This window comes from Ruegeria sp. CJ9, assembly GCF_056536625.1.
Genome location: NZ_JBQFPY010000001.1, coordinates 182971 through 197284, shown reverse-complemented (window position 1 = coordinate 197284; position 14314 = coordinate 182971). Strand labels below are relative to the sequence as shown.

Genomic DNA, 14314 nt, shown 5'->3' with positions numbered 1-14314 from the left:
CCGGGGTCAGAGGGTTTCCTGTGCCAATCCGATGAAAAAAGGCCGCCTCGAGGGCGGCCTTTGTATTGTTCATAGTGTCAGGTTGCTATTTTGGCGCGCCGTGTTCTGAACTCGGTTTCTGAGCCTGCTGTTCCGCTTGCTGGTTGGCGGCCTCACCTGCGGCTGCGCCTATGGCGGCCTTTTGTTCTTCACTCAGATTGTCCGCGTCATCCAGACCGGGGATCGCAACGCGCACCTCGCGGCGGGCAAAGTCGATGCCGTTTTCCTTGAACGCGGCCTTCACACGGTTGAAGATTTCCTTGCGCAGGGTGAACTGCTTACCCGGCTTGGCCATGAACTTACCGCGGATGATCATGCCGACATCATCAAAGTCGAACACGCCTTGCGACTTAAAGGGCTGCAGGAAGCCGTCCTTGTGGGTTTCGTCCTCCATCATCTCGGCACCGATCTTCTTAAAGATCTTCTTGACCTTGTTGGGGTCGGTGTCGAAGGGCACGGTGAATTTCAGCTTCATGATGACCCAGTCGCGGCTGTAGTTGGTCAGCTTTTGAATCTCACCGTAGGGAATAGTGTGAACCGGCCCGCGGTGGTGGCGCAGTTGCATTGAACGGATCGAGATTTTTTCGACCGTCCCGGTGGTGCCACCGACATCTACGTATTCTCCAACGCGGAAGGCGTCATCGACCAGGAAGAAGATACCGCCCACGATATCGGCCACCAGCTTTTGTGCGCCAAATCCAATGGCCAGACCCAGAACACCAGCACCGGCCAGCAGGGGGGTGATGTTGATCCCCAACGCCCCAAGCGCCAGCAGCACAAAGATGACCGCGATAGCGACCTGAGCGGTCACACGCAGCAGGGGCAGAACGGTGGCCAATCGTGACCCACCCGAGCCACCTCCTTCGCCAGCCTCTTCATCCGGGCTTTGATCGGCTGCTTGTTCTTTGGCCAGACGGCGATTGACCCAAAGCGACACAAGCTCGTTGAGGATGTAGCCAACGGCAATAATAATAAAGAACTGGATAACCTTGCTGCCGGATTCATCGCCGCCGCCTGCGATTTCCCGAAGATCAAGGTCCCAGGCGTTGGCGATCATCAAGATGACCAGAATGCCAGCCAAGACCCGTCCGATGCGGATATAGCTGCGCTTGGTCGATTTATACGCCTTTTCGGCCACGGGGCCTTCGCCCTGCATCGGCGGCTGCAGATGGCGCACCAAACCACGTATCAGCGTGTCCAGAGCGGGTGCAATCAGCAGCCAGAACATGGTGGTGAAATGTGCACCCTGCAGCAACAAGGCGCGCAACATCGGGTCGCGCTGAGCAGCCAGGAACTCGACAAGTAGCCAGATCACCGCAGATACGCCGATGGCGAAATATGGGTAATAATGAGCGACTTCCTCGTCGAACTTGGTGTGGTCCGGGTCTGTCCCCAGCATCATCTGGGACAGGCCTTCACGGGCTTTCCAGGCAATCACTCCGATATAGATGTGGATTGCACCGTTCAGCCAGAACCCGATCCGGGTTTCACGCCCGGTGATGCCGTTCAATTCGTTGAAATGGATAATGAACAACGTCAACCCGATCAGGATCAACAGCCCGATCAGATTACGGTGCAGGTATTTTGCCCAGTGGTCGTCAATGTTGACCAGCCGATATTGGGGTTGGTTCGGGGCCAGTATGAACCGCGAGGCAGCCGCGCCAAGGCGTGGAACCCAGATCAGGTAAAGGACGAAAGGTGCGGCGTAGGTCAGTTGTTCAGGCGTCAACAATCCGCGTCCCAAGGCGCGGATCACGACATAAAAAACAACTAGCCCAGCAATCTCGCGGCAAAAGCGGCGAAACAGGAAGCTTACCGCACCCCAAAGGTCACTTTCCTCGGTCGCACTTGCTTGACTGTGCCATCTGTTGGTGAGCAGGTAGAAAAGCTTTTCCGCAATGTAGCCTGCAATCAAAACGCTCAGAATCAAACCCATCAGCGTAAGAGCGCCGCTTGATCCGAATGTGCTTATAAAGTTCTCGGCCGCATGGGCCTGAGCGCTGAATATATTCGGCACCGTGACCACGACCTGCGTCCAGGACGTCACCATTGCCGCCCAAATTGCGCCGATTTCCTTGATGGGATCTTCGCGATCCTCTGCTTCGGCAGCCTTTTGTTCAGCGACCGCGTCCAAACGCTCAAGCAAAATAGCGCGGACCTGATCGTCAGACATACGCGCGACCAGATCGTCCACCTGTTCAGGCGTCAGATCATCGGGAATGCTGATAGTGGTTGAGGAACCGGTCGATCCGCTATCCTGCGCAAGAACCGGCCCTGAAAGGCAAATGACGGAAAGTATCGCCAACAAAAGGCGAAGGGGCTGAAACATCGAATCTGTCCTCGAACACAAGTCTTCGTGAATTTTTCGTGATCATAGGTCTAAGTGCCCGAGTTTCCCAGATGTTTTGCCAGCCGAACACAGCGCGCGTTGCCGAATGGCCAAAAAAAAGGCCGAGCACTAAGCTCGGCCGTAGTCCAACAGGGAGGTATGAAGATGATGAGCGTTTCAGCATCACCGCCTTCGAGAGTTCATTTAGGGATCACTTTGTGAACGATCAAGAGATTTCAGAATGATTGCTGATCAACCCCGCTATGCCAGTGGTGCATAGCTAGAGTTTTCCCATCTGCTTCAATTGTTTGCGCTGCGTTATGATCTCATCCTGAACAAAGTCACGGAAGGCCGCGACGCGCTTGGAATGGCGCAGTTCCTCGGGATAGGCGAGGTATACGGGAACATCCGCACTTTCGATATCCGACAGGATCGGCGCGACATTGGGAAGCCCTTGGGTAACGTAGTCCGGCAGGACGCCAATACCCAAGTTATGCAGCACACCCTGAAGCACACCAAAATAATTGTTCACGGTCAGCAGGGATCCTGGATTGTACGTCATCAGATGGCGCACCATCGCAGCTCCCGCACCAACTTGCGGTGCTGAAGGTGTCTGACAGATCAGCCGGTGATTTTTGATTTCGTCCAAAGATTTCAGCATACCGCCATGGGTATCGATGTATTCCTGCGTCGCATACAGCTGCATCTGCACGGTCATCAGGCGTTTGCGGACCAGATCGGCCTGGCTGGGCTCTTTCATGCGGATGGCGACATCAGCCTCGCGCATGGGCAGGTCTAGCACGCGCTCTTCCAGCATCAGGTCGATATTGAGATCGGGGAACTGGTCGTACAGTTTCGGCAGGCGCGGTGCCAGCCAAAGCGTGCCAAAGCCGTACGTAGTTGTGACGCGCAGAACGCCAAACACTTCTTCTTCGCTGTCGCGAATGCGCGCAGCAGCAGCGTCCAGACGTTTTGTCATGGCCGAGGTTGCGTCAAACAACAACTCGCCCTGTTCTGTCAGGATCAACCCGCGCGCGTGGCGGTGGAACAGCGTCGAATCAAGCGACTCTTCCAACGCTCTGATCTGTCGGCTGACGGCCGATTGCGACAAGTTTAGCTTGTCACCCGCATGAGTCAGGCTGCCTGCATCCGCAACTGCGTGAAATATTCTAAGCTTGTCCCAATCCATCGCCGCAACTTTCGTTATCTTTCGAACTGCCTATATGAAATAGGTAGCAACTTCTACATTCAAACGGTGAAATCCTTAGGTTTCAGGGGATAAACCCTATGCAGGTCAGAATTTATGACCTAAAATGTAGAAATATATAGCACACTGATCTGACGTGGGGAGGCGTTTGATGAGTCAGCCGCAAATATCGCTAAATGATCGTTACGATCTGGATAAGAATCCAATTCTTTTGAACGGCACGCAGGCGCTGGTTCGCCTGATGCTGATGCAAAAGTCCCGGGATACGCAGGCAGGACTGAATACAGCTGGATTGGTGACCGGGTACCGCGGCTCACCGCTGGGCGCGGTGGACCTACAGATGACGCGGGCACAGAAACAGCTGACTGAAAGCGACATCACATTCCAGTACGGTTTGAACGAGGACCTAGCCGCCACAGCGCTTTGGGGCAGCCAGCAGGCTGGACTGCGCGGGGATGGGCGGTTCGATGGTGTTTTCGGTCTCTGGTACGGCAAGGGGCCGGGTGTAGACCGGTCCGGTGACGTGATGCGCCACGCAAATATGGCGGGTACGGCCAAACATGGCGGCGTGCTGGTGGCGATGGGTGATGACCATACTGGCGAAAGCTCGACCGTTCTGCATCAGTCGGAATGGTCTTTGGTTGATATGTACATGCCAATTGTCAGCCCTGCGGGTGTGCAAGAGATTTTAGACTATGGCGTTTACGGTTTCGCGCTCAGCCGGTTTTCGGGGCTTTGGGTTGGCCTGAAGACGATGAAGGACACGATTGAGGTCACGTCGGTCGTTGATGGCAGTGCTGACCGGATGAAGCTTGTCGTGCCCGAGTTCGACATGCCCGAGGGCGGATTGAACATACGTTTGGGCGACACGCCGCACCTGCAAGAAGGGCGGATCATCGACCACAAACGTTTCGCGGCCGAGATGTTCTCGCACGCCAACAAGATGGACAAGCGTGTGTGGGGCAAACCCGGCGCCAAGATCGGGTTTGTCGCGGCCGGCAAGAACTGGCTGGATCTGTCCCATGCCATGTCATTGCTGAACATCGACGCGGATGAGGCTGAACGGTTGGGGATCACAACCTACAAAATCGGCCAGACTTTCCCATTGGATATGACTGGATTTCACGACTGGGCTGAGGGACTGGACCTGATTGTTATCGTTGAAGAAAAGCGAAAATTGATCGAGGTTCAGGTCAAAGAAGCCATCTTTGACGACCGTCGCGGACGCCGGGTTTATGGCTGGTACAAGGGTGGGGCCGGGACTCTGCATCGCGAGGAACTGTTTCCGACCCGTGGTGCGCTTGATCCGAATATGATCGCCGAGAAGCTGGGTGAGATTCTGATCGAAGAGGGCCACGACACAGAAGGCGTCCGCGCCGGTTTGGCCAAACTGTCCGAGGCCCGCCGAGCCGACAACGCCGAAGAAATCGCGACTCGTCTGCCGTATTTCTGTTCGGGCTGTCCGCATAACAGTTCTACCAGGTTGCCCGACGGCAGTCGCGCCTACGCGGGTATTGGCTGTCATTATATGGTGCAATGGATGGACCGCGAGACCACCGGGTTCACGCAGATGGGGGGTGAGGGCGCAAACTGGATCGGCGAAGCGCCATTTTCGACCACCAAGCACGTGTTCCAGAACCTTGGTGACGGGACGTATAACCATTCCGGTGTGCAGGCGATCCGGGCGGCGTTGGCTGCGGGCACCAACATCACTTTCAAAATCCTGTTCAACGATGCGGTTGCCATGACCGGCGGCCAGGAAAACGAGGGCGGACTGTCGGCGGAACGGATTGTTGCAGAGGTCAAGGCTATGGGCGTGCAGAACGTGGCCGTAGTCTATGATGAAAAGGAAGATGTGAATTTCAAGGCGATGCCTGCTGGTGTGGAAACCTTTGAGCGCGCGGATTTGATGCGGGTACAAGAACAGTTCCGCGAGACCGAGGGTGTTTCGGTCATCGTCTACATCCAAACCTGCGCAGCCGAAAAACGGCGTCGGCGCAAACGAGGTGAGTTTCCTGACCCCGATAAGCGCGTATTCATCAATACCGACATTTGCGAGGGATGCGGCGATTGCGGCGTGCAATCGAACTGCGTCTCGATTGTGCCGAAAGAGACGGAGTTCGGTCGTAAACGGGCTATTGATCAATCAAGCTGCAACAAGGATTTCTCTTGCCTCAAAGGGTTTTGCCCGTCGTTCGTAACCTTGGAAGGCGCAAAAATCCGCAAGGAAGCAACCACCGATATCGATCTACCGGATCTACCTGAACCAGTGCTGCCTGAAATCAAAGGGACACATAACGTGGTGATCACTGGTGTTGGCGGCACAGGTGTGGTGACACTGGGTGCGATCCTGGCACAGGCGGCACAGATCGACGGTAAAGGCGCCGGAATGATGGAGATGGCAGGCCTTGCTCAAAAAGGTGGTGCCGTTCATATCCATTGTCGCTTGGCAAACCGGCCCGAGGATATCAGCGCCATTCGTGTTGCCACAGGTGAGGCACATGCACTGATCGGGGGCGATCTGGTTGTCTCTGCCGGGGCCAAGACGCTGGGTCTGACGCGCGCGGGTCAAACCGGGGCCGTGATCAACAATCATGAGACGGTGACCGGAGATTTCACCCGCGATACCGATTTCCGTATTCCGGGTGACCGGCTCGAACTGGCCTTGCAGGCGCGGTTGAAGGATGACGTCTCACTGTTTGACGCAACCGATCTGGCGCGCGCGGTAATGGGCGACTCGATCTATTCCAACATGATGGTTTTTGGTGCGGCCTGGCAGAAGGGCTTGTTGCCTATCAGCCATGATGCCGTAATTCAGGCCATCGAACTGAATGGAACTGCCGTCGAGCGCAACAAGCGTGCTTTTGACATTGGGCGTTGGGCGGTTCTGCACTCGCAAGAGGTCGCAGGCATTTTAGAGCCTAACGTGTCAGATATGCCAAGATCTTTGGAGCAAAAGATCGACTATCGTGCGCAGCACCTGACAGCGTATCAAAGCGGTCGGTTGGCCAAACGGTATCGCAAAATGGTGGACATGTTTGATGATGAAGCAATCCGCGAAGCCGTGGCAAAAGGCTATCATAAGTTGTTGTCATACAAGGATGAATACGAGGTTGCCCGGTTGATGTTGGGCAGCCACGAAAAAGCTGTGGCCGAGTTTGACGGGGATTTCAGAATGACCTTTCATCTGGCCCCGCCCATCCTTGGCGGAACTGGTGCTGACGGACGTCCGCGCAAACGTTCCTTCGGTGAGTGGATTTTAAAGCCGATGAAACTGCTCACGCGGTTGAAGTCACTGCGGGGAACACCTCTGGATATTTTTGGTTACAGTGCAGAACGGCGGATGGAACGCGCGTTGATCAAGCAATATGAAAATGATCTCAATGAGATAAAACCTCTTGTTACACCTCAGACTCGCGATGCAGTGATTGCGCTGGCGCAATTGCCGCTGGACATTCGCGGGTTCGGTCCGGTCTTGCAGGCCAACGAGGCCAAGGCGGCCAAACGGCGCGAGGAATTACTGGCCACCATACGGAACGGAGGGCCAGAGCTGCGCGCTGCCGCCGAATAAACCGTAACGGGATTGTCACGAAACCTAGGCAAAATTGCCGCTTATACTTATCTTGCAGGCCGCAAACTCTCGGAGAGTCGTATGCCCTCGCGCCGCCATATCGCTCGTGACATATCCTATGCCTATTCCGCCGCAACCAAAGGGGGGCGGATGGTGATCAAGTTGATGGAGAACACCACTGGGCGTTTGCGCCTGATCAAGCGCGCAGACGGGTATGAGAAAGAGGTCGCCAAAGGGCGCGACTTTTGGTCGGTCATGGTGGGTCGCTATGGTCTGTCGCTGGATATTGTCGACGGTTCGTTGACGAATATTCCGACGACCGGGCCTCTGATTCTGATTGCCAATCATCCGTACGGTATTCTGGACGGGTTGATGATGGGCCACATCCTGTCTCAGACACGTGGCGATTTCCGAATTTTGGCCAATCACGTGTTTCGCAAAGCCGAGGATCTGAACAAGATCGTCCTGCCGATTTCGTTTGATGAAACCAAAGAGGCGATGAGACAGAACCTTGAGACGCGCAAAGCGGCGTTGAAATATTTGGACGAGGGCGGAGCCATCGGGATATTTCCGGGTGGTACGGTCAGCACCGGGCTCAAACCCTTTTCACACCCGATGGATCCGGGCTGGCGTGGGTTCACGGCAAGAATGGTGGCCAAATCGAACGCCACTGTAGTGCCGGTCTTCTTTGACGGTCACACGTCGCGCTTGTTTCAGATCGCCAGTCATTTGCACAATACTTTACGCATGGGACTGCTGATCAAAGAGTTCAAAAAACGCGTGGATACACCTGTCAAAGTGGTGATCGGAGAGCCCATCGGCCGCGACGTTCTGGACCCATTGGCCACGGATACGCGCAAGATGATGGATTTCTTGCGCAAAGCCACGTATGAGCTGTCCCCGACGCCGTTGAAATCTTATGATTACGGCTATGAATTCGAGGAACGGCATCGCGCCTAAAGAGGCTAATGGCAGTAGGCATTTTTGATTCTGGTTTGGGCGGTTTAACCGTTCTTGACGCCGCGCAGAAACGTCTGCCGGACGTGGATTTTCTGTACTTTGCGGACAGCGCGCATGCGCCCTATGGCGTGCGGGACGCCGAGAATATCTATGATCTGACACGGCACGCTGTTTACAACTTGTGGGACCGTGGCTGCGATCTGGTGATTCTGGCCTGTAACACCGCCAGCGCTGCCGCGCTGCGTCGGATGCAGGAAGAGGGTGTGCCTGCCGGCAAGCGTGTCCTGGGAGTCTTTGTGCCTTTGATCGAGGCATTGACTGAGCGGCAGTGGGGCGACAACAGCCCTCCGCGTGAGGTTGCCGTAAAGCACGTTGCCTTGTTTGCCACGCCCGCAACGGTGTCTAGCCGAGCCTTCCAGCGAGAGCTGGCGTTCCGAGCCATCGGCGTAGACGTCGAGGCGCAAGCGTGCGGCGGCGTGGTTGATGCCATTGAAGACGGCGACATGATCTTGGCCGAGGCACTGGTACGCAGCCATGTAGATGCGCTGAAACGGAAAATGCCAGAACCGCAAGCAGCCATTCTGGGTTGCACGCATTATCCGTTAATGGCGGAAACCTTTCAGGCCGCCTTGGGCCCGGATGTTCAGGTTTATAGTCAGGGCGCCTTGGTTGCTGAAAGCCTTGGGGATTACCTTCAACGTCACCCCAACATGCAGGGTGAAGGCAAGGGCGGCTTCTTGACGACTGGAAAGCCAGATTTTGTCAGCGACCGGGCGACGCAGTTCCTCCGACGACAAATTTCGTTCGAGGCCGCCTGACTTAGGTCAAGGACGCTGCCGCACACTCTCCTTTATTCGAAGACCGTCACATCGGCGGTCGTGATTTGTGACATACTGGAACAAGAGGTCTGACATGACCCATAAAATCGCAATTTTGGGCGCATCCGGCTATACCGGCGCCGAACTGGTGCGGCTGATCGCCGAGCACCCGAATATGGAAATCACTGCCCTGGCCGCCGAGCGGAAGGCCGGCATGTCAATGGCACAGGTCTTTCCGCATCTGCGCCACATGGATTTGCCAGACCTGTGCAAGATCTCTGAGATCGACTTTTCGCAGATCGACCTGTGTTTCTGCGCCTTGCCACACAAAACCAGCCAAGAGGTCATTCGTGACCTGCCGAAAAACCTCAAAATCGTTGATCTGTCCGCGGATTTCCGTCTGCGTGACCCGGATGAATACGAAAAATGGTACGGAAACCCGCACACCGCGCTGCAACAGCAGGACGAGGCCGTCTATGGCCTGACCGAGTTCTACCGGGATGACATCCGTAATGCGCGGTTGGTCGCGGGAACCGGGTGTAATGCAGCGACGGGTCAGTATGTGCTGCGTCCGTTGATTTCTGCAGGTGTTATCGATTTGGATGATATCGTGCTGGATCTGAAATGCGCCGTTTCCGGCGCAGGCCGGTCGCTGAAGGAAAATCTGCTGCATGCGGAACTCAGCGAAGGCTACAATGCGTATGCCGTTGGCGGTACGCACCGGCATCTGGGTGAGTTCGATCAGGAATTCTCGGCACTGGCGGGGCGTACGTTGCATGTGCAGTTCACGCCGCACCTGATCCCGGCTAACCGGGGAATTCTTGCGACGACTTACGTCAAAGGGGACTCGGCAAGTGTTTATGAGACACTTGCCAAAGCCTATGAAGATGAACCCTTTATTCAGATGTTGCCGTTCGGCGAAACACCTTCGACCCACCATGTGCGCGGTTCGAATTTCTGCCATATCGGTGTTGTCGGCGATCGGATCGAACGCCGCGCCATCGTGATCGGCGCATTGGATAACCTGACAAAAGGTAGCAGCGGCCAAGCCTTGCAGAACGCCAACCTGATGTTAGGTGAAGATGAAACCCGGGGGCTGATGATGGCCCCGCTATTCCCGTGAGGACGGTATGAAAACGCTCAAGAAACGTCGTCGAGTACAAGTCATTCTTCTGGCCGTCGTGGCTTTGGTCTTGGCGACGGGGTTGATTGGGTTTGCGATGCGCGATGGCATTAACTTTTTCCGCTCTCCCAGTCAGGTGATTGCTGAACCCCCGAAACCGACAGAAGTGTTTCGTATCGGCGGTCTGGTCGAGGAAGGCTCGATCATTCGCGGGCAGGGCGAGACGGTGCGTTTCGTCGTGACCGATGGCGGTGAAAGTGTGCCGGTGGCGTTTACCGGGGTTCTGCCGGATCTGTTTGCGGAAAACCAGGGCATGGTAGGGACGGGTTCTTACGTGAACGGTGTATTCGAAGCCACAGAAATTCTTGCAAAACACGACGAAACGTACATGCCGAAAGAGGTGGTCGACGCCCTGAAAGAACAGGGTGTTTACAAAGAGGCTGGTGAAAGTTGATTTACCTTAGCTGACAAGCAAGAACTGATGGGCGTTGCGCATGCAGCGCCCTTTTTCATTGCGCCAAATTAACCGGTTAGCCTCAGCGTTTGGTCAACGGCAGGCGGAGGGTGCGATGCAGACGGTGCGACAGATTGCAACTGAGATCGTGGCGCGAGAAGGTGGCTTTGTGGACGATTCGGACGATCCCGGTGGCGCGACGAAATACGGGGTGACCATTCACACGATGCGGCGTCTTGGGCTTGATCTTTCAGGTGACGGGATAATCAACCGCACCGATGTTCGGATGCTCAGCAAATCTCAGGCCATTGATATTTTCGTGCAGCATTATTTTGAACAACCGCGGTTGGACCTCTTGCCGCACGAATTGCGGGCTTCGGTTTTTGACATGTATGTCAACGCTGGCAGTCACGCGGTCAAAATCCTGCAACGTCTGTTGCGCGATATGGGGTTCGAAATCGTGGTTGATGGGGCAATTGGTCCCAAAACCGCGCGGGCCTGCCGGGATGCGGCTGACCCCGATCCGGATGCACTCAGGGATGCGTACGGTGTGGCGCGGCGGAACTACTATTTCCGTCTGGCAGATCATCGGCCTGCGTCACGCAAGTATGCCCGTACTCGGGCGGGCCGCAAGGGCGGTTGGATTCGCCGGGCCGAGGAATTTGTTTCGCCGATTTACCACCTGAGTGACGCGGAATTTCAAGCGAGGGTTTCAGGATGGGTTTGATCACGGACGTGTTGACGTTTTTGTTTGGCGGTAGCCGAAATGTCGTGCGGGAAACTGCTGAAATATTCAGGGAAAATGCTGAAAACGGGGCAGAGCGTGGTCTGGCTTTGCGACAGCAGGCGATGGTTCAGTTCGGAGATGAATTTGAGGGCCCTAATAAGGGCGCGTTTGACCGGTTCATGGATGGGCTCAACCGTCTGCCGCGACCGGCTATGGCACTTGGTACTTTGGGTTTGTTTGTCGCGGCGATGGTCGATCCGCTGTGGTTTGCGGCCCGAATGCAGGGGATTGCCCTGGTACCGGAACCCCTGTGGTGGTTGCTGGGGGTGATTGTGTCCTTCTATTTCGGCGCGCGTCATCAGGCCAAGGTGCAAGACCTGCAGCGAGAGATCACCGCAATGATGCAGCGCACGCCTCAGGTTTTAGAAAACCTGCAAGCCCTGAAGGTAATGCACGGCGACGCTGTCGGCGCAGCAAATCCCGGAACGGACGCCGCGTTGGCGGAAAAGGCAGGCCGTCCTGATGCAAATCCGGCGCTTGAGGATTGGCGACGCAATCGCGTGGCCTAAACCGCGACACTATGCTCGCCCCAAAGGGGCGAAAGTGATTGGTGCTTGCCCCGGAACAGGAATATACCCGGGCCATGATTACCGAACTTGGCCACTTTGCCCTGATCCTCGCTTTTCTGGTTGCCATCGTGCAATCGGTGGTTCCACTGATAGGCGCAGCGAAACGCTGGCCTAGCTGGATGAATTTCGCTGAACCGGCGGCAATCATTCAATTTACGATGGTTGCCTTTTCGTTCGGTGCGCTGGTCTGGGCCTTTGTGACGTCCGATTTCTCGCTGAGGATCGTGGTTGAAAACAGTCACTCGGCCAAACCAATGTTGTACAAGATCAGCGGAACATGGGGTAACCACGAAGGCTCTATGCTGTTGTGGGTTCTTATCGTGTCCTTGTTTGGCGCGATGGCCGCGTTTTTTGGGGGCGGTTTGCCGCCGACTTTGAAGGCGCGTGTATTGGCGGTGCAAGGGGCAATTGGGGTGGCGTTTTTCGCGTTTATCCTATTCACCTCGAACCCGTTTGACCGGCTGATCGTGGCCCCCTTTGACGGGCGCGATCTAAACCCGTTGCTGCAAGACCCCGGTTTGGCCTTTCATCCGCCGTTTCTGTATCTGGGCTATGTGGGGCTGAGCATGGCGTTCAGCTTTGCCGTCGCCGCCCTGATCGAAGGTCGCGTAGACGCCGCGTGGGGCCGGTGGGTACGCCCATGGACGCTGGCGGCTTGGGTTTTTCTGACCATCGGTATCGCGTTGGGGTCCTGGTGGGCCTATTACGAGCTCGGCTGGGGCGGGTTCTGGTTCTGGGATCCGGTCGAAAATGCGTCGTTCATGCCATGGCTGCTGGCCGCTGCGCTGTTGCATTCGGCCATCGTCGTGGAAAAACGCGAGTCGTTGAAAAGCTGGACGATCCTGCTGGCAATCATTGCTTTTGGCTTTTCGCTGATTGGTACCTTCATTGTGCGTTCGGGTCTTCTGACTTCGGTCCATGCGTTTGCCAATGACCCCGAGCGTGGCGTGTTCATCCTGATCATCCTCGTGATCTTCATCGGCGGCGCGCTGACCCTGTTTGCCGCGCGGGCGCAGGCGATGGAGGCCAAGGGCGTTTTTGGCATGGTCAGCCGTGAAAGCGCGCTGGTGTTGAACAATATCCTGCTGGCCGTCAGCTGTTTCGTCGTATTCGTCGGAACAATGTGGCCGATGGTGGCTGAGATGGCCTTTGACCGCAAACTCTCGGTCGGCGCGCCGTTCTTCAATTCGGCATTTACGCCCTTCATGGTGGCGCTAGGGATTGCATTGCCAGTGGGTGCGATGTTGCCGTGGAAGCGCGGCAAGATTGGCAAAACTGCCTATTCGCTGCGCTATGCCTTTGTTCTGGCCGTTGCGCTGGCATTGCTGGTCTGGGCAATGCAAACAGAGCGCAGTGCGCTGGGTCCGGTTGGGCTGTTCCTGGGCGCGTGGATCACCTTTGGCGCGGCGGTTGATTTGTGGAGCCGTACGGGCCGCAAAGGCAATCTGAAACGTCTGTTTCGTTTGCCCGGTGCGGATTGGGGCAAGGCCGTTGCTCATACAGGGATGGGCGTGACCATGTTCGCCATCGCCGGGTTGACCGCGTGGGAGGTCGAAGACATTCGTGTTGCACAACCAGGTCAGCCGTTCGAGGTGGGGCAGTTTACTCTGACTTTGGAAGACGTCCGGCTTGTGGAAGGGCCAAACTATTTCTCGACCACTGCTGACGTTCGGGTCGAAAAGCATGGACGGCCTATGGGAACATTGCATCCTGAAAAGCGCGATTACCCAGTGGCACGGATGCCCACGACCGAAGCTGCGATTGATTATCGGTTCCTGGGGGATCTTTACGTGGTAATCGGCGATCAGCAAGCGGATGGTGGCTGGGTCATGCGGACCTATATCAAGCCGCTGGCCAACTGGATCTGGGGTGGGTGTATCCTGATGGCTCTGGGCGGGCTGCTCAGCCTGTCGGACCGCCGGTTCCGTGTGGCGGCAGGTGCGCGCAAGGCGCCATCGGGCGGAGTACCTGCGGAATGAAACGTCTGGTCCTGATCCTGTCCCTCATCGCGTCGCCCCTGTTTGCCGTACAGCCGGACGAAGTGCTGGACGATCCAGCGCTGGAACAGCGGGCGCGCGACCTTAGCACCGGCCTTCGCTGTCTGGTTTGCCGCAACGAGAGCATCGACGAAAGCAACGCCGAACTGGCCCGTGACTTGCGCCTGTTGTTGCGTGAGCGACTGGTGGCCGGGGACACGGATGACGAGGCAATCGCTTTCATTGTCGATCGCTACGGCGAATATGTCTTGCTGAAGCCAACCACTTCGGGATCGAATCTGATGCTGTGGCTTGCGGGCCCGATCATGTTGTTGATCGCAGCCCTCATGGGCTGGAGTTTCCTGCGCAAACGGTCCCGGGTTCAGGTCACGGGTGAAAGGGACACGCTCAGCGAGGCTGAAAAAGAGCGTTTGCGCCAGATTCTTGAAGACTGACCCCGCGTTCATCTTTTCCTTCCCCT

Annotated in this window: 11 protein-coding genes; 9 read left to right on the top strand and 2 right to left on the bottom strand. The window is 56.3% G+C overall.

From position 1 onward, the window contains the following. Nucleotides 1-85: 85 nt before the first annotated feature. Together ACR0AJ_RS01050 and ACR0AJ_RS01045 are read right to left on the bottom strand one after the other, a co-directional pair. A complete protein-coding gene (locus ACR0AJ_RS01050) occupies nucleotides 86-2368 on the bottom strand; it encodes a mechanosensitive ion channel family protein (RefSeq protein WP_425080700.1) in 2283 nt (760 codons plus the stop codon). Nucleotides 2369-2648: 280 nt separating this feature from the next. Next, nucleotides 2649-3557 (bottom strand): LysR family transcriptional regulator, encoded by a 909-nt coding sequence (locus ACR0AJ_RS01045; RefSeq protein ID WP_170348597.1) that lies wholly within the window; start codon nucleotides 3555-3557, stop codon nucleotides 2649-2651. 169 nt (nucleotides 3558-3726) lie between these two features. On the opposite strand from ACR0AJ_RS01045, the gene ACR0AJ_RS01040 reads away from it, so the two are divergent. The 9 genes from ACR0AJ_RS01040 (at nucleotide 3727) to ACR0AJ_RS01000 (ending at nucleotide 14288) form a co-directional block, all read left to right on the top strand. Beyond that, a complete protein-coding gene (locus ACR0AJ_RS01040) occupies nucleotides 3727-7146 on the top strand; it encodes an indolepyruvate ferredoxin oxidoreductase family protein (RefSeq protein WP_480739868.1) in 3420 nt (1139 codons plus the stop codon). Nucleotides 7147-7227: 81 nt separating this feature from the next. Then, complete coding sequence (locus ACR0AJ_RS01035; protein WP_170393928.1) at nucleotides 7228-8106, top strand: lysophospholipid acyltransferase family protein; 879 nt, start codon at nucleotides 7228-7230, stop codon at nucleotides 8104-8106. 8 nt (nucleotides 8107-8114) lie between these two features. After that, nucleotides 8115-8924 (top strand): glutamate racemase, encoded by an 810-nt coding sequence (locus ACR0AJ_RS01030; protein ID WP_170393930.1) that lies wholly within the window; start codon nucleotides 8115-8117, stop codon nucleotides 8922-8924. Between the two features lie 94 nt (nucleotides 8925-9018). Next, entirely contained in the window at nucleotides 9019-10047 is a 1029-nt protein-coding gene (argC, locus tag ACR0AJ_RS01025) for an N-acetyl-gamma-glutamyl-phosphate reductase (RefSeq protein ID WP_480739866.1), read from the top strand. A 7-nt stretch (nucleotides 10048-10054) separates the two neighbouring features. Next, a complete protein-coding gene (gene ccmE, locus ACR0AJ_RS01020; RefSeq protein ID WP_170348602.1) occupies nucleotides 10055-10501 on the top strand; it encodes a cytochrome c maturation protein CcmE in 447 nt (148 codons plus the stop codon). A 115-nt stretch (nucleotides 10502-10616) separates the two neighbouring features. After that, nucleotides 10617-11228, top strand: a complete 612-nt coding sequence (locus ACR0AJ_RS01015) for a holin-associated N-acetylmuramidase (protein WP_480661986.1) — start codon at nucleotides 10617-10619, stop codon at nucleotides 11226-11228. Then, entirely contained in the window at nucleotides 11219-11797 is a 579-nt protein-coding gene (locus ACR0AJ_RS01010; RefSeq protein WP_480739865.1) for a holin family protein, read from the top strand. The genes ACR0AJ_RS01015 and ACR0AJ_RS01010 overlap by 10 nt, the downstream gene beginning before the upstream one ends. Nucleotides 11798-11871: 74 nt before the next feature. Next, nucleotides 11872-13836 (top strand): heme lyase CcmF/NrfE family subunit, encoded by a 1965-nt coding sequence (locus ACR0AJ_RS01005; RefSeq protein WP_480739863.1) that lies wholly within the window; start codon nucleotides 11872-11874, stop codon nucleotides 13834-13836. Then, nucleotides 13833-14288, top strand: coding sequence for a cytochrome c-type biogenesis protein (locus ACR0AJ_RS01000; protein WP_480739861.1), 456 nt, complete (start codon nucleotides 13833-13835; stop codon nucleotides 14286-14288). The genes ACR0AJ_RS01005 and ACR0AJ_RS01000 overlap by 4 nt, the downstream gene beginning before the upstream one ends. Nucleotides 14289-14314 lie beyond the last annotated feature (26 nt).